Annotated in this window: 25 protein-coding genes and 1 pseudogene; 16 read left to right on the top strand and 10 right to left on the bottom strand. The window is 62.8% G+C overall.

The genetic code is table 11. The features are described 5' to 3' along the window. Positions 1-25 precede the first annotated feature (25 nt). Entirely contained in the window at positions 26-1,261 is a 1,236-nt protein-coding gene (alr, locus tag YUO_RS0106345) for an alanine racemase (RefSeq protein ID WP_156908496.1), read from the bottom strand. A gap of 53 nt (positions 1,262-1,314) precedes the next feature. Beyond that, positions 1,315-2,817 carry a replicative DNA helicase gene (locus YUO_RS0106340; protein ID WP_028346511.1) on the bottom strand — a complete coding sequence of 501 codons (1,503 nt, stop codon included), beginning with the start codon at positions 2,815-2,817 and terminating at the stop codon, positions 1,315-1,317. Between the two features lie 573 nt (positions 2,818-3,390). On the opposite strand from YUO_RS0106340, the gene YUO_RS39925 reads away from it, so the two are divergent. Continuing rightward, a complete protein-coding gene (locus YUO_RS39925; protein ID WP_028346509.1) occupies positions 3,391-3,597 on the top strand; it encodes a hypothetical protein in 207 nt (68 codons plus the stop codon). 18 nt (positions 3,598-3,615) lie between these two features. Here the strand turns inward: YUO_RS39925 and YUO_RS0106325 are convergent, their stop codons facing one another. Next, positions 3,616-4,866 (bottom strand): cyclopropane fatty acid synthase, encoded by a 1,251-nt coding sequence (locus YUO_RS0106325; protein WP_028346508.1) that lies wholly within the window; start codon positions 4,864-4,866, stop codon positions 3,616-3,618. 253 nt (positions 4,867-5,119) lie between these two features. On the opposite strand from YUO_RS0106325, the gene YUO_RS0106320 reads away from it, so the two are divergent. The 3 genes from YUO_RS0106320 to YUO_RS0106310 all read left to right on the top strand — a co-directional run bounded on the left by YUO_RS0106320 (position 5,120) and on the right by YUO_RS0106310 (position 7,367). Further along, on the top strand, positions 5,120-6,205 hold the full coding sequence (locus YUO_RS0106320; protein ID WP_028346507.1) for a hypothetical protein: 1,086 nt from the start codon (positions 5,120-5,122) through the stop codon (positions 6,203-6,205). Positions 6,206-6,279: 74 nt separating this feature from the next. After that, positions 6,280-6,906, top strand: coding sequence for a TetR/AcrR family transcriptional regulator (locus YUO_RS0106315; RefSeq protein WP_156908495.1), 627 nt, complete (start codon positions 6,280-6,282; stop codon positions 6,904-6,906). Continuing rightward, a complete protein-coding gene (locus YUO_RS0106310; protein WP_028346505.1) occupies positions 6,903-7,367 on the top strand; it encodes a PaaI family thioesterase in 465 nt (154 codons plus the stop codon). The genes YUO_RS0106315 and YUO_RS0106310 overlap by 4 nt, the downstream gene beginning before the upstream one ends. A gap of 45 nt (positions 7,368-7,412) precedes the next feature. Here YUO_RS0106310 and rplI read toward each other — a convergent pair whose 3' ends face one another. The 6 genes from rplI to rpsF form a co-directional block, all read right to left on the bottom strand. Further along, positions 7,413-8,012: a 50S ribosomal protein L9 gene (gene rplI, locus YUO_RS0106305; protein WP_028346504.1), complete on the bottom strand. Its 600-nt coding sequence runs from the start codon at positions 8,010-8,012 to the stop codon at positions 7,413-7,415. A gap of 49 nt (positions 8,013-8,061) precedes the next feature. Then, the gene (locus YUO_RS0106300; RefSeq protein ID WP_028346503.1) at positions 8,062-9,033 is read right to left on the bottom strand and encodes a hypothetical protein; all 972 of its coding nucleotides are present in this window, start codon (positions 9,031-9,033) and stop codon (positions 8,062-8,064) included. Positions 9,034-9,390: 357 nt separating this feature from the next. Beyond that, positions 9,391-11,277: a TRAP transporter permease gene (locus YUO_RS39920; RefSeq protein WP_035725934.1), complete on the bottom strand. Its 1,887-nt coding sequence runs from the start codon at positions 11,275-11,277 to the stop codon at positions 9,391-9,393. 10 nt (positions 11,278-11,287) lie between these two features. Next, positions 11,288-12,274 carry a TAXI family TRAP transporter solute-binding subunit gene (locus tag YUO_RS0106290; RefSeq protein WP_083754478.1) on the bottom strand — a complete coding sequence of 329 codons (987 nt, stop codon included), beginning with the start codon at positions 12,272-12,274 and terminating at the stop codon, positions 11,288-11,290. A gap of 407 nt (positions 12,275-12,681) precedes the next feature. Next, the gene (rpsR, locus tag YUO_RS0106280) at positions 12,682-12,921 is read right to left on the bottom strand and encodes a 30S ribosomal protein S18 (RefSeq protein ID WP_002711478.1); all 240 of its coding nucleotides are present in this window, start codon (positions 12,919-12,921) and stop codon (positions 12,682-12,684) included. A gap of 5 nt (positions 12,922-12,926) precedes the next feature. Further along, positions 12,927-13,397, bottom strand: a complete 471-nt coding sequence (gene rpsF / locus YUO_RS0106275) for a 30S ribosomal protein S6 (RefSeq protein WP_028346501.1) — start codon at positions 13,395-13,397, stop codon at positions 12,927-12,929. Positions 13,398-13,736: 339 nt separating this feature from the next. Here rpsF and YUO_RS0106270 point away from each other — a divergent pair, with 339 nt between their 5' ends. The 10 genes and pseudogenes from YUO_RS0106270 to gmk all read left to right on the top strand — a co-directional run bounded on the left by YUO_RS0106270 (position 13,737) and on the right by gmk (position 22,956). Beyond that, entirely contained in the window at positions 13,737-14,444 is a 708-nt protein-coding gene (locus tag YUO_RS0106270) for a TetR/AcrR family transcriptional regulator C-terminal domain-containing protein (protein ID WP_028346500.1), read from the top strand. Beyond that, entirely contained in the window at positions 14,441-15,466 is a 1,026-nt protein-coding gene (locus YUO_RS0106265; protein ID WP_028346499.1) for a fatty acid desaturase family protein, read from the top strand. Before YUO_RS0106270 ends, YUO_RS0106265 begins: the two co-directional genes overlap by 4 nt. A 53-nt stretch (positions 15,467-15,519) precedes the next feature. Then, positions 15,520-16,146: pseudogene (locus YUO_RS39915) on the top strand (LysE family translocator). Positions 16,147-16,257: 111 nt separating this feature from the next. Continuing rightward, the gene (fabD, locus tag YUO_RS0106255) at positions 16,258-17,211 is read left to right on the top strand and encodes an ACP S-malonyltransferase (RefSeq protein WP_028346498.1); all 954 of its coding nucleotides are present in this window, start codon (positions 16,258-16,260) and stop codon (positions 17,209-17,211) included. Positions 17,212-17,233: 22 nt separating this feature from the next. Then, the gene (gene fabG / locus YUO_RS0106250) at positions 17,234-17,971 is read left to right on the top strand and encodes a 3-oxoacyl-[acyl-carrier-protein] reductase (RefSeq protein WP_028346497.1); all 738 of its coding nucleotides are present in this window, start codon (positions 17,234-17,236) and stop codon (positions 17,969-17,971) included. Between the two features lie 303 nt (positions 17,972-18,274). After that, complete coding sequence (locus YUO_RS0106245; RefSeq protein ID WP_008969609.1) at positions 18,275-18,514, top strand: acyl carrier protein; 240 nt, start codon at positions 18,275-18,277, stop codon at positions 18,512-18,514. Positions 18,515-18,610: 96 nt separating this feature from the next. Continuing rightward, on the top strand, positions 18,611-19,876 hold the full coding sequence (fabF, locus tag YUO_RS0106240) for a beta-ketoacyl-ACP synthase II (RefSeq protein WP_028346496.1): 1,266 nt from the start codon (positions 18,611-18,613) through the stop codon (positions 19,874-19,876). 125 nt (positions 19,877-20,001) lie between these two features. Continuing rightward, positions 20,002-21,285 carry an endolytic transglycosylase MltG gene (gene mltG / locus YUO_RS0106235; RefSeq protein ID WP_028346495.1) on the top strand — a complete coding sequence of 428 codons (1,284 nt, stop codon included), beginning with the start codon at positions 20,002-20,004 and terminating at the stop codon, positions 21,283-21,285. Between the two features lie 126 nt (positions 21,286-21,411). Continuing rightward, positions 21,412-22,299: a YicC/YloC family endoribonuclease gene (locus YUO_RS0106230; RefSeq protein ID WP_028346494.1), complete on the top strand. Its 888-nt coding sequence runs from the start codon at positions 21,412-21,414 to the stop codon at positions 22,297-22,299. Between the two features lie 3 nt (positions 22,300-22,302). Beyond that, a complete protein-coding gene (gene gmk / locus YUO_RS0106225; protein WP_028346493.1) occupies positions 22,303-22,956 on the top strand; it encodes a guanylate kinase in 654 nt (217 codons plus the stop codon). A gap of 18 nt (positions 22,957-22,974) precedes the next feature. Here gmk and YUO_RS39910 read toward each other — a convergent pair whose 3' ends face one another. Further along, positions 22,975-24,111, bottom strand: coding sequence for a hypothetical protein (locus tag YUO_RS39910; protein ID WP_156908494.1), 1,137 nt, complete (start codon positions 24,109-24,111; stop codon positions 22,975-22,977). A 1,464-nt stretch (positions 24,112-25,575) separates the two neighbouring features. Here YUO_RS39910 and YUO_RS0106215 point away from each other — a divergent pair. Continuing rightward, on the top strand, positions 25,576-25,866 hold the full coding sequence (locus tag YUO_RS0106215) for a type II toxin-antitoxin system RelE/ParE family toxin (RefSeq protein ID WP_028346492.1): 291 nt from the start codon (positions 25,576-25,578) through the stop codon (positions 25,864-25,866). A gap of 9 nt (positions 25,867-25,875) precedes the next feature. Beyond that, a complete protein-coding gene (locus tag YUO_RS0106210; RefSeq protein ID WP_028346491.1) occupies positions 25,876-26,205 on the top strand; it encodes a HigA family addiction module antitoxin in 330 nt (109 codons plus the stop codon). The last annotated feature ends 121 nt before the right edge of the window (positions 26,206-26,326 follow it).

Genomic DNA, 26,326 nt, shown 5'->3' with positions numbered 1-26,326 from the left:
CGAAGGAACCACTCGGAACGAAGACTTACGTGGTTGTAGCACCCGGCTCCGCTGGAGGCGGAGCAGGGGGATCTGCGGTGGCACTGCCGCCCTTATAAACCCGGGCGTAGCGCTTGCCGAGGCTGGTCAGCACTTCGTAGCCGATGGTGCCGAAATGATGGGCAAGTTCGTCGGCCGTGATGCCTTCGCCCATCAGCGTCACCCAATGGCCGCGCCGCACCGCATTCTTGTCGAGATCGGTGACGTCGACCGCCATCAGGTCCATCGAAATCCGTCCTGCGATCGGGCAGCGCTTGCCGGCGACGATCACCTCGGCGCCTCGGGTGCCGTCATTGGCGCTGGCCGCGCGGAAATAGCCGTCGGCATAGCCCGCGGAAACGACCGCTATTCTGGTTGGACGCCGCGCCGTCCAGGTGCCGCCATAGCCGACGGTATCGCCGCGTTCGACGTTGCGGATCTGCACGATGCGCGCCTTCAGCTCGACGACCGGCAGCATCGGGTTGTCGGCTTCGGGCGTCGGGTTGATGCCATAGAGGGCGCAACCCGGCCGCACCAGATCGAACTGGAACTGGGCGCCCAGGAAGATGCCGGACGAGTTTGCCAGCGAGGCCGGGACGCCGGCGAACAGGCTCGCGATCTCGCGGAAGGCCGCGAGCTGCCTGGCGTTGGCAGGATTGTTGAGCATTTCCGCGGAGGCGAGATGGCTCATCACCAGCGTGATGCCGTGATCTCCGGCATTGATGCGTGGGATGATGCCCTGCGCCTCGGTAACGGTGAGGCCGAGCCGGTTCATGCCAGTGTCTATGTGAATGGCGGCGCCGCCGGACCAGCCGGAACGGCGACAGAACACGTCCCATTCGGCGAGTTCGTTGAGGTCGCCGATGACGGGCTTGCAGTCAAACTTGGCGTAGGCGTCGCCGGTGTTCTGGAAGAAGCCGCCAAGCACGTAGATCGCGGCCGCAGGCGCCGCGGCGCGAACCACGCGGGCCTCGTCGAGGGTGGCGACGAAGAACGTCTTGCAGCCGGCGCTTGCGAGGGCACGCGCGACCTGTTCGGCGCCGCAGCCATAGCCGTCTGCCTTGACGACGGCTGCGCATTCGGCCGGCACGGCCGTCTTCTCGAGCTTGCGCCAGTTGGCGATAATGGCGTCGAGATCGACCGTCAGCACGCCGGTTGCGGTCGCGAGCGCGGCAGCCTTGTTCGCCTCGAGCGAGAGCAGGGTGCCTTGCGGGATGGACTTGGGATCAGGGGCCACGTTCATGCCACAGTTCTACGCGGCGGAACGCTGCGGTTCAACTGCGCTGAAAGCCAGAATTACGGCACGCGGTAAGGCAAGCTGTCCTCTTCCGTGAAATCGCTGAATCGAGTGTATTGCCCTTCAAATTGCAGTGGGACCGTACCCGTTGGTCCGTGGCGCTGCTTGGCGATGATGACCTCGGCCTTGCCATGCGCGAGCTCCATGTCGAGTTTCCACTTCTCGTGCTCGGGTGTCCCGAGCTTGGGTTCCTTGTTCTGCAGATAATATTCTTCGCGGTACACGAACAGCACGACATCTGCGTCCTGCTCGATCGAACCGGACTCACGCAGGTCCGACAATTGCGGATGCTTATCGTCGCGATTCTCGACTTGGCGTGAAAGTTGTGAAAGCGCGATCACGGGAACATTGAGTTCTTTCGCGAGCGCCTTCAGGCTGGTGGTGATTTCTGTGACTTCCTGGACGCGGTTGTCGTTGCCGCGCTTGCCCGAGCCTTGAAGCAGTTGGATGTAGTCGACCACAATGACGTCGAGGCCCCTCTGGCGCTTCAGCCGCCGGGCGCGCGCCGTCAATTGCGAAATTGAAAGGCCTCCGGTCTCGTCAACATACAGCGGTAAATGCTCCAGCTCTATCGTATAGTCGCGAATCTTGTCGAACTCTTCCTGGTTGATGCCGCCTCGGCGGATCATGCTTGAGGCGATACGGGTTTGCTCTGCGAGAATGCGGGTGGCGAGCTGTTCTGCCGACATTTCGCAAGAGTAGAAGCCGACAACGCCGCCGTTGACGGCCATCGTGGTGCCGTCAGCCTTGGTTTCTGGCTGGTATGCTTTTGCAATATTGTAAGCAATATTGGTTGCAAGCGAGGTTTTGCCCATGCCGGGACGACCGGCCAAGATGATCAAGTCGGATCGCTGCAGGCCACCCATCTTCGAGTCCAGATCACGCAGGCCAGTGGAGATGCCGGACAGCTTACCGTCGCGTTGATACGCATTGGCAGCCATGTCGAGAGCGATTTTCATCGCCTGCGAAAAGCGCTGGAAGCCGCCGTCATAACGGCCGGATTCGGCGAGCTCATAGAGCTGGCGCTCGGCGTCCTCGATCTGCGCGCGCGGGGCAAAATCCACCGGCGCATCGAAGGCGACGTTGACCATGTCCTCGCCGATCCGGATCAGGTCGCGGCGCAGCGACATGTCGTAGACCGTGCGGCCATAGTCCTGCGCGTTGATGATCGTGGTGGCCTCGGCCGCGAGGCGCGCGAGGTACTGGCCAACCGTCATGCCGCCGATATCGGTATCGGCCGGCAGGAAGGTCTTCAACGTCACGGGCGTTGCGACCTTGCCCATCCGGATCAGGCTGCCGGCGGTCTCGAAAATGGTCTGGTGGATCGGCTCGAAGAAGTGCTTCGGTTCCAGGAAGTCGGAAACCCGGTAGAACGCGTCATTGTTGACCAGAATGGCGCCCAGCAAACTCTGCTCCGCCTCGATATTGTGCGGCGCGGTCCGGTAGGCCGGAGTTCCCGCGTCCGGGGCGAGCTTGAGGACATTCGAATCAGTCAGAGCCATAGTTTGCAATGTTCTTTAGGTTTTTGGTTTTGTCAGGTCGCTTGGAAGCGGGGCAGCGATAAAGCGCCACGTGCAGGCGATCCGAAAGCCCGAGTAGGCCTTATGCCCGATTCACACAATGTCATGTGTGAATCCGAAGCTGGCCCCTTGACGGATTTGGACCAAAAGCAGCCCGCCGTCCGGCGGTACCGGAGTGGCTTTTGTGAAAAAGCCAGGCAAGATCTTAGGAGAGTCTGAACCTTGCCGCGAGTTGGGCCGACATATCCGAAGGCAGAAGGCGTTTTGCGCCCTGATCTTAAGCGTTGATCAAACCAGGATCAGATAGACGAACGCGAACAGGGCGGCAGCTACGCCGATTGCGATCAAGGCGTAGTCGATCCTGATGTCGGAATCGAACGGGGCTGGGTAGGTCTGCCTGCTCATGGGCGGAGATGTACGACGGACCGCCGAGCGGCTCTGTGAAGTAGATCACATCGAATGTGATTTTCTTCGCTCAGGATGGATTGGTTACCAAATCGGGAACGGGCCGGCGATTTTCGAGTTGCCAGTTGCACCGACCAAAAGGAAGAGGCGATGGGTCAGCAGCTCCAGGGATGGCGATCGGCAAGCGCTCAGCGTTTGTGGCTGTCGATGCTGATCGACACCATGGAAGAGATTTCGCGCCCGGAACGGTGTGACGAGCCCTGTGATGCCCAGTTGCTTGCCGCGTTGCGAGCCCAGCTCTCCCGCCCGGCATTGGCCCGCGTGCCTTACGCCTCGGCCTATAGCCTGAGAAACTGACTGCGCCGCCTTTGCGGCTTATTCGCCGGCCAACTGCAGCCGCGGCTGCTTTCCGATTTCCATCCCGCGCAGCCTTGCTTCCTCCCGGGCGATGTAATCGCGCGTCATCGGCACAATTCCTTGCCGCCTGGTGAGCTGGATCTGGAAATTCATCAGGTTCTGCTTCCGGAACGACATTTCCGATGCCGCCAGATAAAATTCCCACATCCGGGCAAAACGCTCGTCATAGAGGCGCACCGCCTCTTCGCGCCGCGCCATGAAGCGCTCCCGCCAGGCCTTCAGCGTTTCCGCATAATGCAGCCGCAGGATTTCGATGTCGCAGACCAGAAGGCCGGCTTTCTCGATCGCGGGGATGACCTCTGATAGGGCGGGGATATAGCCGCCCGGGAAAATGTATTTCGTGATCCATGGGTTCGTCACATCGGGTCCCGTGGAGCGGCCGATCGAGTGCAGCACCATGATGCCGTCGTCGGTGAGAAGTTCGGCGCAGCGCCGGAAGTAGGTTTCATAGAAGTCGATGCCGACATGCTCGAACATCCCGACCGACACGATCCGGTCGAACGGGCCGGCAATATCGCGGTAGTCGTTCAGCAGGAATCTTGCCGACCCCGTCAGGTTCTTCTCGGTGGCGCGGGCATTCGAGGCCTGCAATTGTTCCGACGACAGCGTGATTCCGGTGACGTGGGCGCCCGTCATTTCGGCCAGGTAGAGGCCAAGGCCACCCCAGCCTGAGCCGATGTCGAGCACGCGGTCGCCGGGCCTAACAAGAAGCTTGGCAGCAAGGTGACGCTTTTTGGCTAGCTGGGCGTCGTCGAGCGTCATGTCCGGCGCTTCGAAATACGCGCAGCTATATTGCCGGTCGGCGTCGAGGAAGAGGGAATAGAGCCGACCGTCCAGATCATAGTGGTGGGCGACATTGTTTTTCGCCCGGCCCCGCCAATTGAACTGTCTCGCGTGCCTGCCGAAGTAGCGCAGCCACCATTGCAGCTTGGCCCAGCGTGGCAGCATTTCGGGCTGGCCAAGCAGGATTTCCAGCGTGTCGGCGATCGAGCCGTCCTCGACCACGAACGAGCCATCCATATAGGCTTCGCCAAGCGCCAGCTCGGGATTGAGGAGAATCCGCAGTTGCGTCCGCTTATTCAGAAACCGCACCGATACCGGACGACCGGTTCCGTCCCCGCAGGTAAATCTCGCCCCGCTCGCGGATGTGAAATTCATCGTGCCGCGGCGAATGAACTGACCAAGGAAATAACGCAACAAACGATCCATCGAAGCACCAATGGAACGACCAGCCGTTACACCAATGCACCTGGGAACAGAGAGTTCCATGTGCACCGGAACATCGTAAGTATGATGATGCCGCAGCGCTACTGCGTTGGCATCAAAGCGGATATTCTTAAATGTCACACTCACGCAGATGCGTAGTAAGCCCGCTTCCATTCGCGTCATAATCGGCTAAAAGGTGACGCCTCCGTCGGCGACGTTGTGCGTCGCAGGCAGATTCCACGTGGAGAAGCAGGGAATGTTGAGCCGAGCGCTCAGTTTAGCGACGGTGACGCTCCTGATCGGCTGCCTCACAGCAGACGTGGTATGGGCCGTAGAGAATCTCGACGCCGGCAAGAGCCCTTCCCAAATATTTTCGAGCACCTGCAGCGCCTGCCACAGGAGCCCCCGTGGCCTGTTGAAGAACACGTCGGCTTCGTCGTTGCCGGGCTTTCTGCGCCAGCACTATACCACCGGTTCCAACATGGCTTCGGTGCTTTCTTCCTACTTGATATCCAATGGGGCTGCAGATCCCCGGCATCAAGCTAAGGAGCAACCCAGGCAGAAGGACGCCAAGCAGGATGGAAGGTCGGATCAGCCCGACCGATTCGGTCGCCGGCAGCCGTCCGCCGCACCAGCCCAGGAGGCTTCCCGGCCGGATGCCGACGGAGCGCCGCCGCAAGGCGAGGGCGCGCGCCCGGGCCGCGACGCGAAGCGGCTTGCACGGCCGCACACGGCGCCCGACGCTGCTAAGCCCGCAGGTGATGGGCAGGCCGCTACCGACAGCAAATCGGGTGTCAGGCAGAAGCAGGGCAGGCGTGGCAGGCCCGCTGCCGAAGAACCGCCGAAACCGGACCAGGCCGCCCGCGGCGACGCCGCGAAGGAAGATGCGTCTCGGGATACCGCCAAATCCGAAACTGCGAAGCCCGGAACTGCCGAGCAGCTTGATTCTGCCAAGCCTGATCCCACCAAGACCGATTCTGGTGGGCCGGATCCTGCCAAGCCTGATACCGACAGGACCGACTCCGCCAAAGGTGAGGCCGACAAGCCGGCCATCACGGAGGCCGCGAAGCCGGCCGGCGAGTCGGAAAAGCCGGCCAGCGAGGGCGGGTCCGAGACCCCCAAGGTCAGTGCTCCCAAGGAGAGCGCCGATAGCGAGCCGGCCGCGCCCCGGCCCGACCCGATGACGCCTGCGCCGCCAGCTCCCGCCGCGACTGCCCCTGAGCCGGCCGCGAGCCCCCAGGCGTCGGCACCCGCGACGTCTCCGCCGGTGACAGCTACTGCGGCGCCTGCAACGCCGCCGGCCGAGCCCGTCGGTCCCCCCGCGCCACCCATCTCGCGATAGGATGCAGATTTCCAAAATACGGGCCGGCAACGCGCTTGACCGTTTCTAGAGTATCACTCTAGAGTAACGATCTAATGAGCCGAAAGGCGGCGCAGGTGGCTACGGCACGGGACGATCTGCTGGCGGCGGGGTTGGCGGTGTTCGATCGCGACGGTTTCGACGGCGCCACGGTGGCCGCCATCAGAACTCGCGCGCGAGCGTCCAACGGCAGCTTCTTCCATTTCTTCGGGTCGAAGAAGGAATTGGCCGGCACGCTGTTCCTGGAAATCCTCGCCCGTTATCACGCCGCCGTCGTAGCGGCGGTCGATGAATCCTGCGGCGCGCGGGAAGGCGTGGCGCGGCTGATTCGCGCGCATCTGGACTGGGTCGTCAATTCCCGGCGCGAGGCGCGCTATCTCTTCGAGATTTCCCGCAGTGAATGGACCGAGGGGATCCGCGGCGCGCAGCGCGCGCAAAATTCACGGCTTGCGGAAGCCGTCGAACGATGGCGCGCGCCGCTGGTTGCGCGCGGCGAATTGCTGCCGATGACTTCGTCGGTTTTCTTCAGCCAGATCATCGGACCGGCGCAGATTTTTTGCCGCGCATGGCTGTCGGGCCGTGACCGCGCCGATCCGCGAGAACAGGCCGAAATCCTGATCGCCTGTGCCATCCGCGCGGTGGTCGCGCCCGATGTAGCCGATAAAGCGGGAGAAGCCGTATGAGTGCGAATGACGATCCCGACTTCGCGCCGATCGCGACGCGTATCCGCGACAATGTCGGCCGCCAGGGCTTTATGATTCATATGGGCGCGGAATTATCCGAGCTGACGCGTGGCACCTGCACGCTTGCGGTCGACCGCCGGCCCGAGCTGTTGCAGCAGCACGGCCTGTTTCACGGCGGCGTCACCGCCTTCCTGGTCGACAACGCCACCACGATCGCGGCCGCGACATCGCGCGGGCAACCGGCGCTGACGGCGGAATACAAATTGAATCTGCTGTCGCCGGCGATCGGTGAGCGATTGATCTGCCGGGCGCGCGTGATCAAGCCCGGACGCCAGGTCGCCGTGGTTGCGGCCGACGTGTTTTGCGTAACCGATGGCGTCGAGAAGCATACCGCAACCGCGCTGGCCTCGATCGCGATGCTGGACGAGAAGGCGGCTGCCAGAATCCCAAGCCCGGCCTGAAGGGGCCGGGCTTGAAGGTCGTCAAAACGTTTGGAGCGAAGCGCCTTACTTCTCGGTCGCAGCCGGCGCCGGCGCGACCTCCTCGTGCTGGGCTTCCGGATCGAAGAACTCGCCGGCGGCGGCGATTGCCTCGGCGGCGGCGTCCTGGTCTTCCTGACGGGTCGAGATGTCTTCACCGCGGTTGATGCGCTCGGCTTCATCGGCGCTGCGCGCGACGGTGACGCTGACGCTGACTTCGACTTCCGGATGCACGGCGATGTTGATCTCATGCTTGCCGATGGTCTTGATCGGCGCGTCGAGCAGGACCTGGCTGCGGTTGATGGTGACGCCGTCGGCCTCGAAGGAGGCGATGATGTCGCGAATGCTGACCGATCCGAACAACTGGCCTGATTCCGACGCCTGGCGCAGCACGATCACGTTGCGACCGCTGATCTTCTCCGCGACCTTGGTCGCTTCGCCCTTGGCCTTGAGGTTGTTGGCCTCGAGTTCGGCCTTCATGCCGTCGAACTTGGCGCGATTGTCGGCGGTGGCGCGCAACGCCTTGCCGCGCTTGAGCAGAAAGTTGCGGGCAAATCCGTCCTTGACGCGGACGACTTCGCCCATCTGACCGAGCTTGACGACGCGTTCCAGCAAGATGACTTCCATTTTCGTTCTCCTTTGAGTTCGATATCCAGTTGAGGTTTTGGTTGAGATTTCAGGCTGCAGGCAAAGGCGGCGGCTTGCCGCTTAGATAGCGTCGGCGCAGGCCGAAAATTGCGTCCGCCAGGCCCAGCGCGATCATTGCCAGCACCGGCCAGCCGAAGGTGACCACGACAGCGTAGGTACAGCAGAGCCAGAACACGCGGCTCTTCAGCGCCAGCGTCAGCGTGTGCAGCACGGCAAAGCCGGTGAGTCCGTAGGCCATCATCAGCGCCGTGGTCGTAATCTGCGCGAACATGGCAATGAGCCCGCCGATGAAGCAGAAGGCCAGCGCGACCGACAGCGCCACCAGCGTCATCGGCGGCAGTTCGGCGCTCTTCAAGTCGGGCCAGGGCCGGTGCAGCCGACCCGAAGTCGCCGTGATCTTGCCAGCGAGCCAGAGATTGAGCGTCAGCGTCATCATCGCGATGATGGTTGCGGCTGATGGAGCGATGGCGGCAAAGGCGGTGGCCCAGCGCTCGACATCGCCCGACGATGTCGCATCGCGTGTGCCCAAAATTCGCAGCAAGCCACGGCGCAGCGCGTCCTTGATAGCCTCGGCGTCGGTGCCAAGCGTAAGCATGGCCGCGATCGTCGTCAGTGCGGCAAAGCCCGCAATCCAGAGCAGGATACGACCGACGGGATACCATTCGAGTTGAGGCGCCGTCGACGCCGTGCCATCGCCGGGAACTGCATCGGGCAGTGGCCGTCCCAACAGCGCGAGATGGCCAAGCCACCATGCCGGCAGCGCAACGGTGATGGCGAAGGCGATGCAGTAGGGAATGCCGAAGATCACACCGAGGCCGGCTGCTGCCACGATGCCGCCGATCGTCGCGGCGAGCGGGCCCCAACTCATGGCCGCCACCATCAGCGGCAGCGGCGCTAGGTAGAACAGCACGAGCGAGATCAGCGCGCCCGAAATGATCGAGGCGAACATCAGCGCCGACGCGCAGCCGGCCGCAAGACCAATGAGGATAATCGCGATCATAAGCTGTCCCGCTCCTTTCGAGCGGTTAGATAGAGGTCAGCAAAAATGCCGCCTTTACCAACTAGTTAGAGATCCGAGGGCTGATCGGTATCTTGGTACCGAGCGCAGTCAGGCCCTCAAAACGTTCACGGCCCCGCCGGGACCGTGATGATTGGCGGCCTTTTAGATCATGAGGCTCACCCGATCAAGGGTGTTTGGCCGAAGCTGCCCAGCAGGAGTTCCCGGCGTTTCATGCCGTAGGGCGTGATGTGACGCTGCCCCGCCTTGCTTAGGCGTAGATACGCAAAACACCGAAAGCCACGGTGCCAGCGAGGAGGGCGGCAGCGATAAGCGTCAACGCGGCGAACTGTGTGCGGGTCACGTGCTGGTTTCCGGCGCTATCGTTGGTCGTATCGTCCATACCTTCTGCACCAGCAGGCCGATGGCAAGCAGGCCCAAGCCGATGACGTCGGTGATGGCATTGGGGTCGATCAGCAGCATTGCGGCCACAAAGAACAGCGCCCGCTCGAACCACGTAGCAACACGCAGGAAGTAGCCTTCAAGACTGGCTGCGAGCGCAATCACTCCGATCGTGCCGGTCGCCACCGCGCGGAGGATGTCGGGCCATGGGCCCTCGAACAGCAGCGCAGGGTTATAGATAAAGAAGAACGGCACGATGAAGCCGGCGGCAGCGAACTTCATCGCCTGCACGCCCGAGGCCCACAGGCCGGCCCCGCCGATTGACGCCGCAGCATACACGGCCAGCGCCACGGGCGGCGTCACGGCCGACAGGCAGGAGAAGTAGAACGCGAACATGTGCGCCGCCATGGGCTCCACACCGAGCTTCATGATCGCGGGCACGAGCAGCGCCGCCTGCATGATGTAGGCGGGAGTGGTTGGCATGCCCATGCCGAGAATGACGCCGGCGACCATCGTGATGAGCAGTGCGGGCAGCAATGAGCCATAGGTGAAGTCGATGAGAAAGGCCGTGAACCGCAGCGCCAGTCCGGTTTGCAGCACGATTCCGATCACGATACCGGCGGACGCACAGGCCATCGCCACCGGCACGGTTTGCACCGCCCCGTCGCGCAAGCCCTCAAGGCACGCGCGCCAACCCAACGCCGTGGAAGGACGAAGCCACGAGATAGCGACCAGCGCTAAAGTGGCGATGATCGCGCCATAGGTCGGCGTGAAGCCGAATAGAAGCAGCGCCAGAAGCACGATGACCGGCAGGAACAGGTGCCCCTGGCGCAGCATGATGTAGCCCAGGACGGGCAGTTCTTCGCGTGGCAAGCCCTTGAGTCCCGAGCGCACGGCGTTGAAGTGGACGGCAGCGAACAGCGCCCCATAGTAGAAGAGCGCAGGTATCGCCGCCGCGATCATCACCTGCGTGTAGCTGACGCCCTGAAACTCGGCCATGACGAACGCCGCCGCGCCCATGATCGGCGGCATGATCTGCCCGCCGGTGGAGGCCACCGCCTCGATGGCGGCTGCCGCTTCCGGCTTGAAGCCGGTCTTCTTCATCATCGGAATCGTCAACCAACCGTCGACCATGACATTGGCGACCGCGGAGCCGGAGATGGTACCGAACAGGCTGGAGGAGACGATCGAAACTTTGCCGGGGCCACCGCGCGCGCCACCAGCGATCGCGTTTGCGAAGTTCATGAAGAACTGGCCTGCACCGGACTTCTCGAGGAACGTGCCGAAGATGATGAAAAGAATGACGTAGGTCGCGGCCACCGTCATCGGCACCCCGAAAATTCCCTCCGTGGTGAAGTAGGTCTGGTCGATGGTGAGCTCGAGGCTGAGACCTCTGTGGTAGAGCCAGCCGTACAGCCAGGGGCCCGCGAATCCGTAGAGCAGGAACACGATTGCCACGATCGGCAGCGACGCGCCGATTGTGCGTCGCGTCGCCTCCAGAACCAGCAGGGTGGCGGTAATTCCAACCGCCATGTCCATTCGGGTGAGGGACTCGGCGGTGGGAAAACGGTTCACGATGTAGTCGTAGTTCGCGAACATGTAGCCAATGCACGCGAGCGAAAGGCCTGCCAAAGCGAGATCCTCCCACGGCACGCGACCCAGTGCTGCGTGCTTGCTGCGAGGCCACAGCAGGAACGACAGCACCAGGCTGAAGGCCAGCGTTATGTAGAGCAGGGCCTGCTGATCGGGAGCGTATACCGTCAGTCGCGCGTAAACGTGGTACACGGACATTGCGACCGCAACCACTCCGACGACCAGGCCTGCGTAGCCGGAGAGTTTGCGCACGGCACGCCCTCTACTGCTTGAGCAATCCAGCTTCGCGGTAGTATTTCTCCGCGCCGGGGTGATACGGCATGCCCAGGCTCTCAGCCATGTCGGACGCCTTCACGCCCTTCATTTCGCTGGTGACGTTACCGAACTCGTCCCGCCCTTCGACAATGGCTTTGGTGATCTTGTAGATCACCTCGGGAGACGTCTTGGACGATGCAATCAGCACGGTCGGCGACTGGAAGGTTTGAACAGCGTCGGTCACGCCCTGGTCCTTGTAGGTGCCGGCCTTGATGGTGTAGCGCACAAAGCCCGAATTGAGCTTGCGCAGTGCGGCGAACTCCTCGTCGCTGACCGGAAGCACCCGCAGCGGCATCGCCGAGCCAAGATCCAGGACGAAGGATGCCGGCACTACGGTGAACCATCCGGCCGCCATCGCCTGCCGGTTCTTTACGGCCTCCGCATTGGACGACACCGGGCCGTAGCTCTTCGCGCCCAAGTCGTTCAGCGTCATGCCGTTCACCTTGAGCAGGTACTCCCAGCCGGCGGCCAGGCTGGTGTTACCGCGTGCCGGCAGCGCCACCGGCTGCCCCTTCAGATCCTTGACACTCTTAATATCGCTGTTCGCAGGCACCACCAACTGCCAGACGTTGGGATAGAAATTGGCTACGAAAAGGCCCTTATCAGTCGCCTTGCCGGCGAACTGACCTTCGCCCTTCTGCGCATCGGCCATGACGGTCGTCATGGACCAGCCGATATCGGCCTTGTCGTTGCGGATCTTCTCCATGTTGATGAGGGCGGCACCCGGCTCAACCTGCACGTTCAGCTCGGGATAACGCTTGTTCACGACCTGCGACGCTGCTGCCGCCATCGGTGTCCAACTGCCGCCCGTTGGGCCGGCGCTAAAGATGACATCGGTTTTCTGGGCATGGGCTGCGCCTGCTGCAGCGGCGGTCAGTGCTGAAATAACGGCCAGACGTACAATTTGCCGTAGACCACGGATGTGGACGGACATCGTTTGCACTCCCTTTGGCGGTTGCGCTCTTTGGCGCCGCTTATTGGGGCTCGTGTCCGCACGTGATCGGCGGCAACTTCGACGCCCGTAGCATCCGGGAATTTGGCATCCGTGCTGCTGTCAGACAGCGTACGTGCCCGCCGCAGCGATTGTCAACGAGGTGTGCTCCCTTCATGTGCAGGAAGCCGCGGGCGAGGATTTATCAGGGGGAGGGCGCACCAGTTACGTACTAGAACTAAAGACGTATCCGGAAAGCTGTACACGATGCGGACGGGCGGCATCGGACGCATTGCAATGGGAGAAAAATTTGCGGGTTCGACGGGCGGCGAGAGGTTGTTTCGACCAACCATCGGCGACCGGAGCCTGAAGAATAAGACCGGCGGCGTGGACGCCGCCGGTCGAAGGTATTAGCGAATGACGTAGGGCAAGAGACCGAGGAAACGCGAGCGCTTGATGGCGCGCGCGAGTTCACGCTGCTTCTTGGCGGAGACGGCGGTGATGCGGCTCGGCACGATCTTGCCGCGCTCGGAGACGTAACGCATCAACAGCTTGGAATCCTTGTAGTCGATCTTCGGCGCATTCGGACCCGTGAACGGGCAGGTCTTGCGGCGACGGAAAAACGGACGGCGTGCACCAGCTTCAGCCATAATTCTTACTCCTCTACCGCTGCAGCTTCGTCTTCACGCGGACGGCGCGGGCCACGGTCGCCGCGGAAGCCACCGCCTTCACGATCGCCACGGAAGCCGCCTTCGCGGTCGCCGCGGAAACCGCCGCCGCGATCGTCGCGCTCGCGGTCACGATCGGCCTTGCGCATCATTGCCGAGGGACCTTCCTCGTGCTCTTCGACGCGGACGGTGAGATAGCGGATCACGTCTTCAGAGATCCGCTCCTGCCGCTCGATCTCGGTGACCGCAGCAGACGGCGCATCGATGTTCATCAGCACGAAATGTGCTTTGCGATTCTTGTTCATGCGATAGGTGAGGGAGCGTACGCCCCAGTTCTCGGTCTTGGTGACCTTGCCGCCGAGCCCTTCGACGATGCCCGTCATCTGGGTGGTCAGCTCTTCGACCTGCTGGGTGCTCGCATCCTGGCGCGCGAGAAAAACATGCTCGTAAAGAGGCATGGATGTCCTTTCCTAGTGTTGGCGCGGTCCCCGGCGGCAAGCCCTTCGAGGCCTTCGGAAAGGACTCGGGGATAAGCTCAGAAGGCGGAAGCACGGGACGACGGGCCGACTGGCCCTGCCACATCAATAACGCCTGCAAAGGTGAGATTGCTGAGACCGTCCGTTCAGCTCCCGGCCGGGATCCACGGATGCGCGGTTTATAAGGATTTTCAGCGTGCTGGCAAGGCTTCTTGAGCAGGCCTGAAAGGCTTTTGGCGTCAGCACGGGAGGCGGTTAGGCCCAACGGATGGTTGACGTATTTGTTTGTATATCATACAAGTAACGGGTCAGAGGTGAACGATGGCCCCAAGGTCCGTCCGGACAGCGCCAAAAGCGCCCAGCGATCCCAAGCACGCCGCCCGCGCCACGCGCACGGCCGGGCGCCAGATGCGCTCGCGGCTGCTCGACGGCGCCAGCCGGCTGTTCAAGGAGCGGGGCCTCGCCGGAACGTCGATCTCGGACATCGCGGCGGCGGCCGACGCCTTTCCGAGCCAGATCACTTACTACTTCCGCACCAAGGAAGCTCTGTTCGTCGAAGCTGCCTGCCGCGACATGCTGTACGTGGCGCGTGCGGCGGAGGAGGCGGCGCTGCAGGCCCACGCGCCGCGCGACTACACGCGCGCGCTGGTCGAGACGGTCACGGCAACGGATTCGGTCGCCTTCTTTACCGAAGCCCTGACGCTCACCCGCCGCCGCCAGGATCTCGCGCCGCTGGTGGAACGCACCATCGAGCGGCTGCACGGCGAGGGGATGCGCGCCTATGCCGGCCAGATCGAGCGGCACGGCTGGAAGAGCCTGCGCGATCCCGATGCCAGCTCACGGCGATTCTGGGCGATCGCCATCGGCGTGATGGTGGAGGGCTACGCCATGGGCCGTTCGGCCGAGGAGTTGTGCAGCGAGATGCTGCGCGTGCTGGGCGATCAGGCCACGACAACATCCGCGGCCGACAGCGTCAGGCTGCGCCTGGTTGGCGACAACGATGAACCCGACAGGGAGACATCAGCATGACCGCACTTCGCATGCGCGCCCGCGACTTTCTCACCGAAGATCAATTGGTCGCCGTGCGCCAGCGCGTGACATGGAAGGGTGCAGCCCTGATCGCACATGCATGGGCGCTGATATTGGGTTCGATTGCGCTGGTGGCGTGGTGGCCCAATCCGCTGACCTTTTTGCTCGCGGTCGGCATCATCGGCTCGCGCCAGCTCGGGCTAGCGATTCTGATGCATGACGGGGCGCATGGATGCCTGTCGGCAGACGAGAAAATCAACCTGACGCTCAGCCAGTGGTTCTGCGCCTATCCGATCTTCGCCGAGACCCGCGCCTATCGGCGCTACCATCTGCAGCATCATGCACGCACCCAGCAGGACGACGATCCCGATCTGATTTTGTCGGCGCCGTTCCCGATCACCAAGATGAGCTACCGCCGCAAATTCTTCCGCGATATCACTGGGCAGACCGGCTATCAGCAGCGCAAGGCGCAATTGTTGAATGCGCTTGGCCCAAAGGAATGGCCGCTTGCACGGCGCGCGGCGCATTTCTGGGAAAAACTCGGCCCGCAATTTGCGGCCAACGCGGTGCTGTTTGCTGGCCTCGCCGGCGCCGGCATATGGTGGGCCTATCCGCTATTGTGGCTGTTGCCGCTGCTTACCTGGCAGATGGTCATCACCCGCATTCGCAACATCGCCGAACACGCCGTCGTGCCCGATTCGAGCGATCCCTTGCGCAACACCCGCACCACGCGCGCGGGCTTTCTCGAGCGGTTGTTCATCGCACCGTATTACGTCAACTACCATCTCGAGCATCATCTGTTGTTCTACGTGCCCTGCTACAACCTGCCGCGCGTGCACCGCATCCTTTCTAACAGCCGATATGCGGACCGGATGGAAGTACAGCCGAGCTACGCCGCTGTGCTGCGGCTTGCGACCGCCAAGTCCGACCACGAGGACCGGCCCGGCAAGCTGGTAAGCAGCGCACGCCGCGCGCGGGCTGGCGCTGACGTCGGTGGCGACCAGGCGGCGGGCGGCTTCTAGTGCGGTGATCGACGGTGGTGTAGCTTCCGTCGGCGACCAAGCGGAGCCAACGAATGATCGATCCGGCCACATTGATTACGTATGTCGCGGTCGTGCTTGGCTTTGTGTTCATTCCAGGCCCCGCGACGCTTCTCGCGGTTGCGCGGGCAACGACTTCAGGCACCCCGGTAGGCATCGCCACGGGCGCAGGAATCGCGGCCGGCGACATGATTCACACCTTTATGGCGATCGTCGGCATCTCGGCGATCATTGCCGCCTCGGCCATGCTGTTCAGCATCATCAAGTACCTCGGCGCGGCCTAATCTGGTTTACCTCGGCATCCGTGCCGTCCTCGAAAGGACGCCAGCAAATTTGCGGCCGGCGCACTGCCGATTTCAGCAGGAAAGGCATTTCGGCAAGCGATTTTGGCCGAGGTGCTGAACCCGAAGACGGCGCTTTTCTTCCTCGCGTTTCTCCCCCAGTTCGTACGGCCCGAAAATGGTTCGGTCATGCTTCAGCTCACGATTCTGGGGATCATCTTTGTTTTATTGGGGTTCGTCAGTACGACGGTTTTTGCAGTCGGCGCCGGAGGTCTCGGGACCTTCCTCCGCCGCAATCCTGCGGTTCTGAAATGGCAGGGGAAGGCAATCGGCGGTCTCTACTGCGCTCTGGGTATTCGCCTGGCGCTGCAGGAACGATGACCCCTCCGGTCCATTGATGACCCCGGCAACGGCCCGGCGATACCGCACCGCGGCTTGACATCCCGGCCCGCGTCAGTGTCTTACGGCCCCAATCTTACGAGGGAGCACCGGATGACGGCTGCATTTACATTTCCGGGGCAGGGTTCCCAGACGGTCGGCATGGGCAAGGCTCTGGCGGAGGCCTTCCCGGCGGCGCGGGCGGTGTTCGATGAAGTTGATTCGGCGCTCGGCGAAAAGCTGACCGCGATCATCTGGGAGGGCCCGGCCGAAACCCTCCAGCTCACTGAGAATGCGCAGCCGGCCCTGATGGCGGTGTCGATTGCCACGCTACGCGTGCTGGAGACCGAGGCGGGCTTTTCCGTCGGGCGGGATGCGGCCTTTGTCGCTGGCCATTCACTTGGCGAATATTCCGCGCTGGCCGCTGCCGGCAGCCTCAGCATCAGCGATACCGCCCGCCTGCTGCGCACCCGCGGTCTTGCAATGCAAAAGGCCGTGCCGGTCGGCGCCGGCGCGATGGCGGCACTGCTTGGGCTCGACTATGAGGCGGCGATGGCTGTCGCCAACGAAGCCGCCCAGGGGCAGGTCTGCCAGGCCGCCAACGACAATGGCGGCGGGCAGGTGGTGGTGTCCGGCGACAAGGCGGCCGTCGACCGCGCCGTGGAAATCGCCAAAGCCAAAGGCGCCAAGCGTGCAATGCTGCTGCCGGTCTCTGCGCCATTCCATTGCAAGCTGATGCAGCCTGCCGCCGACGCAATGGCGGCGGCGCTTGCAGGTGTAACCATCAAGACGCCGGCCTCGCCGCTGGTGGCGAACGTGCTGGCCGCGCCGATCACCGATCCCGACGAGATTCGCCGCCGCCTGATCGAGCAGGTCACTGGCACCGTGCGCTGGCGCGAGTCGGTGGCCTATATGGCAGCGCATGGCGTCACGCGGTTCTTCGAAATCGGTTCCGGCAAGGTGCTGAGCGGGCTGGTCAAGCGGATCGCCGACGGCGCGGTCGGCGTGGCGATCGGGGGACCCAACGATATTGCCGCCGCTAAGGACGCATTGGCGGCTTCGGCCTAAAAGCTCCCGGAAGGAGACATTGATGTTCGATTTGACTGGCAGGACAGCGCTGGTAACCGGCGCGACCGGCGGCATCGGCGGTGCGATCGCGCAGGCGTTGCATAGTCAGGGCGCGACGGTGGCGATCTCCGGCACGCGTCGCGAGGTGCTGGATTCGTTTGCCGGCAAGCTTGGCGAACGCGTCCACGTGCTGCCGTGCAACCTTTCCGACAGCGCGGAGGTCGAGGCGTTGGTGCCCGCGGCCGAAGCCGCGATGGGGCAGGTCGATATCCTGATCGCCAATGCGGGCATCACGCGCGACAATCTTTTCGTCCAGTTGCGTGACGAGGATTGGGACGACGTCATCAACGTCAACCTGACTGCGACCTTCCGTCTTGCCCGCGCCGCAACCAAACTGATGATGCGCAAGCGCTTCGGCCGGATCATTGCGATCACCTCGATCGTCGGCGTGACCGGCAACCCCGGCCAGGCCAACTACACCGCGTCAAAGGCTGGAATCATCGGCCTGATCAAGACGCTGGGTGCGGAGTACGCCAAGCGCAACGTGACCGCCAATTGCATCGCACCGGGATTTATCAAGACGCCGATGACCGACGCGCTCAACGACAAGCAGCGCGAGACCATCCTGGCGAAGGTTCCTGCGGCGCGGCTGGGGACGCCGGAGGACATCGCGGCGGCAGCCGTCTATCTCGCCTCCAACGAGGCGGCCTACGTCACCGGCCAGACGATTCACGTCAACGGCGGGATGGCCATGATTTGAGCGAGTTATTGCCCCGATCTATGCGGCCAAAGGCCGTTGTCCGGGGCGGGTGAGGCTTGTAGTCAAGGCTTGGGAAGTATGGTAACCGAACCCCCGACGGATGGGCAAACAAGGCCATTGCAGGATTTTGAAACCCTGTATATTGGCGTGGCGACGCCTGCCGTTCGCCGGGGCTTTGTCGGCTACCACCGGGCCGAATCAAGACTATGCGCGATAGCGAAGGAAGTTTAACGACCACGATAGCTCGTAGCGTCTCTGTAGCGTCTTGGGGTCGGGTCCAATAGAACAAGCACGAGGTTAAAGATGAGTGAGATTGGCGAGCGGGTTAAGAAGATTGTGGTCGAACACCTCGGTGTTGAACCCGATAAGGTTGTCGACAACGCAAGTTTCATCGACGACCTCGGCGCCGACAGCCTCGACACCGTCGAGCTTGTGATGGCATTTGAAGAAGAGTTCGGCTGTGAAATCCCCGATGACGCCGCCGAGACGATTTTGACCGTCGGCGACGCGACGAAGTTTCTCGAGAAGAACGCTAAGAGCTGACGTCCCGGGCGGGTAGAGACAGAGCCGGACGGGCCGTCATCAAACGGTCCCCCGGTTTCTTGTTTTGGGCCATCGGTTTCGGGCTGGAGTTTTGACATGAGGCGAGTTGTCGTCACGGGGCTGGGCATGGTTACGCCGCTCGGCTGCGGCGTTGAGACAACGTGGGCGCGTATCCTCAACGGCCAGAGCGGCGCCAAGAAGATCGACACGTTCGAAGTCGCCGATCTCGCCTGCCAGATCGCCTGCGTGATTCCGCGTGGCGACGGCTCAAATGGTACTTTCAATCCCGACCAGTGGATGGAGCCGAAGGAACAGCGCAAGGTCGACGACTTCATCATCTTTGCGATGGCTGCGGCACGTCAGGCGCTCGACGACGCCAACTGGCATCCGGCGACCGAAGAAGACAAATGCTCCAGCGGCACCCTGATCGGTTCGGGGATCGGCGGCCTGTCCGGCATCGCCGAGACGTCGCTGCTGTTAAAGGAACGCGGGCCGCGCAGGGTTTCGCCGTTCTTCATTCCGGGACGGCTGATCAATCTCGCTTCCGGTTATGTATCGATCGAGCACGGTCTCAAGGGCCCCAATCATTCGGTGGTCACGGCCTGTTCGACCGGCGCGCATGCGATCGGCGATGGTGCCCGCCTCATTGCGCTCGGCGATGCCGACGTGATGGTCGCGGGCGGCACGGAATCGCCGATCTGCCGGCTGGGGATGGCCGGATTCTGCGCGGCGCGCGCGCTCTCGACCGGCTTCAACGACGCACCGCAAAAGGCCTCGCGGCCCTACGATAAGGACCGCGACGGCTTCGTGATGGGCGAAGGCGCCGGCGTCGTGGTGCTCGAGGAATATGAGCACGCGAAAAAGCGCGGTGCGCGAATCTATTGCGAAGTGATCGGCTATGGCCTGTCGGGCGACGCCTATCACATCACCTCGCCGTCGCCGGATGGCGATGGCGGCTTCCGCAGCATGAGCGCGGCGATCAAACGCGCCGGCATCACGGTATCGGATATCGACTACATCAACGCCCACGGAACTTCGACGCAGATCGGCGACGAGATCGAACTCGGCGCGGTGGAGCGGCTGCTCGGCAACGCCGCCTCCAAGGTGTCGATGTCGTCGACGAAATCGTCGACCGGGCACCTGCTCGGCGCTGCCGGTGCAATCGAGGCCATTTTCAGTATCCTTGCGATTCGCGATAACATTGCTCCACCCACCATCAATTTGGAAAATCCGTCGGTGCAAACGGCGATCGATCTGGTGCCGCAGACCGCGCGGAAGCGCGAGATTAACGTCGCGCTGTCGAATTCCTTCGGTTTCGGGGGGACCAACGCCTCCGTGATCATTCGGCGCGTGGCCGACTAGCAAGTCTTTGGAACGACTCCACCGTTTTGCCGCATTCGGCGATGACTTCTACATGCGGGCGTATGCTATCGCTAGGCAAGGGATTGCCGAGTCGCGATTGAACCGACAGGATTCAGGTTGCATCGATGAGTGAGAGGCCGCCCATTTCACCACGAAGCCCGCGCGCTGCGTTGGAGCCCGAGCAGGTGCCGCCGCCGCCGAAGCGGTCGCAGCGTGCCCGCAATCCATTCGTGGTGGTCGGCAATGCCATCTTCACCATCCTGATCATTCTGATGATCGGGGTGGGAGCGGTGTACTATTACGGCAGGCAAATCCTGGAAACGCCCGGCCCGCTGAAGGAAGACAAGATCGTCAACATTCCCTCGCGTGCCGGAAAGCGCGACATCGCCGACGCGCTGCTGCGCGAAGGTGTGATCAACGTCAATCCCTGGATATTCATCGGCGGCGTGTTTGCGCTGAAGGCGAGCTCCGACCTCAAGCCCGGCGAATATTCCTTCCAGAAGAGCGCTAGCCTCCGCGAGGTCATCGCCACCATCGTCGAAGGCAAGGTGGTGCAACACGCCGTCACTATTCCGGAAGGACTGACCTCCGAACAGATCGTGACGCGACTCCTCGACAACGACATCTTCGCCGGCTCGGTGCGGGAAATACCCCGCGAAGGCACGTTGCTGCCCGAAACCTATAAGTTTCCGCGCGGCACCACGCGCGAGCAGGTGATCCAGCGCATGCAGCAGACCCAGAAGCGGGTGCTCACGGAAATCTGGGAGCGCCGCAACCCGGACGTTCCGGTCAGGTCGCTGGATCAGCTCATCACGCTGGCCTCGATCATCGAGAAGGAAACCGGCCGGGCCGACGAGCGCAGCCGCGTAGCGGCGGTATTCACCAATCGCCTGCGGCAAAGGATCAAGCTGCAGTCGGATCCGACGATCATCTATGGCCTGGTCGGCGGCAAGGGAACGCTGGGCCGGCCGATCAAGCGCTCCGAGATTACGCAGCCGTCGCCCTACAACACCTATGTGATCGACGGTTTGCCGCCCGGGCCGATCGCCAATCCGGGCCGCGCCTCGCTCGAAGCCGCCGCCAACCCGGCACGCACGCGCGACCTGTTCTTCGTGGCTGATGGAACGGGTGGGCACGCCTTTACCGAGACCTACGACCAGCACCAGAAGAACGTCGCCAAGCTGCGGTCGCTGGAAAAGCAGATTCAGAACGACACTGTCGAACCATCGGAGGACGCGCCGCCGCCGACGGCGGCCGGAGCACCGGCCGATACCAATCCAACCGCGACGACGCCGCGGCCGGCAGCGCCGGCTAAAAAGCCGCCCGCCCGTCCTCCGGCACCTGCAACCGCGCCGGCCCGCCAGGGTGCTGCGCAATCGACCACGACGCCGCCGGTGGTTCAGCGCTGACGCCGGCCAGTCGAGAAGGCGTTCCAGGCCCAGCCGGAACGCAATTCCACTTTGGCGGAAATCGGCTTATGGTCCCGCCGTTCATTTCGAGTCTCGAAATCCCTGTCTTTTGGAGAGTGTTACGCGATGGCGCTATCGAGCATGACCGGTTTTGCCCGGAGCCACGGCGCCAGCGGCCCCTACACGTTCGAGTGGGAACTGAAGTCCGTCAACGCCAAGGGCTTTGACCTGCGCCTGCGCCTGCCGCCCGGCTGGGACGAGCTGGAGGCCTTTGCCAAGAAACGCGCCGGCGAGGTGCTGTCGCGGGGCACGGTGTACGCCAACCTCAACGTCAAGCGCGCCAACGCGGTCTCGACCGTGCGCATCAATGAAGACGTGCTCGCCTCGATCGTGAAGGTCGCGGGCGTGCTCGCCGGCAAGATCGACGCGGTGGCGCCCAGCATCGACGGACTGCTCGGCATCAAGGGCGTCATCGAGGTGGTCGAACCCGAAAGCGACGAGGCGGAGGACAAGGCGGCACGGGACGCGGCGGCGGCCGCCTTCGAGCAGGCGCTTGGCCATCTCGTCGAGATGCGCCGCCGCGAGGGCGTGACGCTCGGGCAAATCCTGATCCAGCGCATGGATGAAATCGAGAGGCTGGCGAAAAAGGCCGAGGCCGCGCCCGGCCGCAAGCCGGAGGCGATCCGGGCGCGGCTGGCCGAACAGGTTGCGGCGCTGCTGGAGACCTCCGAACGCTTCGATCCTGACCGGCTCAATCAGGAAGCCATCCTGATTGCGACCAAGGCCGACATTCGCGAAGAGCTCGACCGCATCGCCTCGCATGTCGCGCAGGCCCGCGAGATGATCGGCAAGGGCGGACCGGTCGGGCGGCGGCTCGATTTCCTCGCCCAGGAATTCAACCGCGAGGTCAACACCTGCTGCTCCAAATCGAACGATCTGGAATTGACCCAGACCGGGCTTGAGATGAAAAACGTGGTCGAGCAATTCCGCGAGCAGGTCCAGAATCTGGAGTGACCGATGACGGCTGGTGGTTTCGACGGAGTTGAACGGCGCGGGCTGATGTTCGTGCTCTCCTCGCCTTCGGGCGCAGGCAAGACCACGCTGTCGCGCCTTCTGATCGAGCGGATGCCGGGTTTGAAAATGTCGGTATCCGCGACCACCCGGCCGATGCGGCCGGGTGAAGTCGATGGCCGTGATTATTTTTTCGTCGACAAGCCCAGGTTCGAGGCGATGGTCGCGCAGGGCGAATTGCTGGAGTGGGCGACCGTGTTCGACAACCGCTATGGCACGCCGCGTGCGCCGGTCGAGGCCGCTTTGTCGGCCGGGCAGGACGTGCTGTTCGACATCGACTGGCAGGGCACGCAGCAATTGCGGGAAAAGGCCCGCGCCGACGTCGTCAGCGTATTCATCCTGCCGCCCTCGGCAGCCGACCTCGAGAAACGGCTGCACACGCGGGCGCAGGATTCCGACGAGGTCATTCGCGGGCGCATGAGCCGCGCCACCCATGAACTCAGTCACTGGGCGGAATACGACTATATCGTCGTCAACCAGAACGTCGATGACGCCTTCGCTGAAGTGCAGTCGATCCTCAAGGCCGAGCGGCTCAAGCGCGAGCGCCGCACTGGCCTGACCGAGTTCGTTCGCAAACTGCAGCGCCAGTTGGAAAAATAACTGCCGCGTAGGCTTCGATTACGTCTGCGCGCTGCGGGCGAGCCGGGCCAGCATTTCCGTAACCTGCTGATCGCGCTCGCGCTCCTGAGGGACGCGTGCTCGTTCCTGCGGTGCCCGCACCACTCGTTCCTGCGGTGCTCGCACTCGCTCCTGGGGTACGCGCACTCGTTCTTGCGGTACTCGTACTCGTTCCTGGGGTACGCGGGCGCGCTCCTGCGGCACGCGGGGCCGCTCCTTGGGTACGCGGGTATGCTGCACAGCGCCGGTGCGCCGCAGCCGGGCTTCTTCATCGTGGAACACCGGCGGCGCGGGACGTTTGGTGCGCGCGGCATCCCACATCGCGCGCCGCTTGCGGTGCATGGCGCGGCGCGCCCGCATGCGCCCGATCCTGACGATCGCACTGACCGTGAGGCCGGCGAGCGCCAGCGCCGCCGCCATCACCAAAAGCAGCTTCTGCAGTGAGGCGGTCGGCTTTGCCGGTTCTGCCGCGACAGGTGCAGCCTGTTCTGCCGCGGGCTGTTGCACTTCCTCCGCCTGCACCGGTGGGTCTGCGGGCGTAGCGGCGGCAGCGATCTGTTGATTGGGTGGGTTGGTCGAGGAGCCAGCGCCGGGAGCGTCGTTCCATCTCATGCTCGCCAGCGGCGCCGGTGCGAGCACGTTCGGCATGGCAGCGCTTGGTCCGTTCTGAGCGGCGGGCGCGGGAGCTGCGCCAGTCGTTCGCGGCTCGGCTTTGTCTAGCGAACTTGCCGCTGCGCGGTTTTGCTGGGCAATCCATTCGGCGCGCGCGTCGTCGAACGATTTGCGCGAGGTTGCTTGCGCCTGCACCGGCGCCGGTTCAACGGCTGGCGGCGATGACGCCGGGGCTGATGCGGGCGGCGCGGCGCGCGCAAATTTGTCGTCGGCCTTGTCGTTCTCCTCGCGGAGATACCAGCATTGACGTTTGGTGGCGCGATCGATGCGATAGTACCAATGGCTGCCCGACGGCGTCGCGCCCTTCGGCGCGGACAGGCAACTGTCGGCTGCGGCGGCTTGCGCCACTGGAGCCGCTTGCGCTTCCGACACCTGGGCCCGGAGATCCGTTATGGTGGCGAGGCTCGCTCCCGCCACAACACCGGCAAAGAGAGCCGGGACGAATTTCACGGAACACTTCGACATCTACATCCCCGGCAACGCAACGCTATTCAACGCTTGATGCGCCCAATCTGGTCAGAGACTTGGGTCGCAATGAGCCGCAATTTCGGAGCGGATGGGGTATAATTGCGGCTCGCGCCCCGCCTCACATGTGGCAGGCTAAAGCCAAGGAAAATCAGTGAAAAAGCGGTGGAAAACAGCGGCCTTTCTGTGGGTTGAAAGCGCTGCAGTTTAGAAACGGTCCAACGTCCCGAACATTCATCTGATCGCACGAATGAACCGGAGCCGCTGCGGCGCGAGGGTGGGGCAGGGTGATGCCGGTGCTCGGATAACGCATAATTGTTTTCGCTGGATGCGGCAGGCACTGGATACGACATTGCGATCTCGCGGCGCGGGTAGCGCCCGAAGTTATGCATCGACGATGCCCTCAGGAAATTGAGGGCGCAGGGAAAGCCGGGTGCCCATGACACCCGCAGTCGTGCGCAAGAATGCACACGGTGGACCGCAGGTGCGCCGGAACACCCGGCCTTCCCTGCGCAGTGGTTTTAACGCTTATGCCGCGATCTCCCCGGAGCCGAATTCCTCTGGCCTCCGTCGCCGACGGATTGGCGATCGATCGAAGGCCCGGTTGGGCCCGACAATCTCCATCGGCTTGACACCAGCAACGGGTGCCAGGACCACGCGGTTTTGCCGTCCGCAGCTTCCTCGGGCCGAAGCGCTTCAACCAGCCCGTATGCTGCCGGAAGAAGTTTTGGCCGAGGCGTTTAAGCGCCGGTCGTCTGCGCGCCGTTCAATCGCTCACGAGACAAAGCCCGCCCTGCAATCACGCGCGCGCCTGACGCTGCTGCGTCCACCGCATTCCATGCCCAACGTCCGTGACGTTCGCGATACGCCCCTCTTAGCGGGCCGGAACGGGCGAAGTTGTACGGCTGATTTGGGTGCGAACGATAGCGGAATATTTTTGATTTCGAGGCTTGACACGATTTCTGAAAATCAGAAGTGATTTGCCTGTTGGTCGCAGGTTGATCGCGCAAAATTTGCTGGACACGGAAGTACCAAACCGCGCGAGTGATTTGCTTGGCCAGGCAACTGGCGGTTTGCCGTGCTGAAGTTAGCAAGCGTAGCCCCGGATGAGCGAAGCAATATCCGGGGTCCTTACATCCAGCGGTCCCGCATATCGCATGCGCTCATGCGGGCTACTTGCTACTTGCTGCACTGGGTTAAATCTCGTGCCCCGGACGCAGCGCAGCACGTAGTGATGCCCTGCTGAGCCGGGGCCCACCTGCCGGGTGCTGGGTCCCGGCTCTGCGAAGCAGCGTTTCACGCTGCTTCGCGTCCGGGACACGAAAAAAGACTCAAAGACCCGTCCAGCATCAGGCGTAAGGTGCACTATCACGTAACTATGCAACTTCAGGTTATCTCGGGGGGCCAATAGGTTCGTAAAGCGTAGCTTGACACGATACGAACAGGTCCATATATGCTGGTTGTATGAGGATTCGGAACGTCCTGCATAAGGGGCTGCGGCGCTTTATCGAGGACGATGACAAGAGCGGCATACAGGCTGCGGTCGCGGAGAAGCTGCGCCGCATGATCTCTTTTCTTCAGGATATGCAGAAAGAGACGGAATTGAAGGCGGTGCCGAGCTGGAAAGCCCATCAACTCACTGGGGACCGCAAGGGGACCTGGAGCCTTTTCGTCACCAAGAACTCGCGGCTGACGTTTCGGATCGACCGAAACGAGACTGAGATTATCGACCTCGATTACGAGGACTATCACTAGGAGGTGGCCATGAACGCAATACAAGGTATTCGCATGAAAAATCCGGCCCATCCCGGTGGTTTCGTGAAGAGCGAGATCGTCGAGGCGCTCGACCTCTCGGTGACCGACGCGGCCAAGGCGCTGGGTGTGACCCGTCCCGCGCTCTCGGCGCTGCTCAATGAGCGTGCAGCGCTATCGTCTGAAATGGCGTTGCGTATCGAGAAGGCGTTCGGCGTATCCATGGATACGTTGATGCGCATGCAAAATAGTTACGACATTGCGCAGGCGCGTCGCCGTGCCGGGCAGATCAAGGTTGCGCGGTTTCGCAAGGTTGGCGATCGCGGCCCGGCTCTCGCGTGAGAGGACCCTCGACCAGCAAGCGTAGCCCCGGATGAGCGAAGCGATATCCGGGGTCTTTACATCCAGCGGTCCCGCATATCGCATGCGCTCATGCGGGCTACTTGCTGTCGCGCCGGTTGGT

Source organism: Bradyrhizobium murdochi (assembly GCF_000472965.1).
GTDB classification, from domain to species: Bacteria; Pseudomonadota; Alphaproteobacteria; order Rhizobiales; family Xanthobacteraceae; genus Bradyrhizobium; species Bradyrhizobium murdochi.
This window is presented reverse-complemented; position numbering and strand designations above follow the sequence as displayed.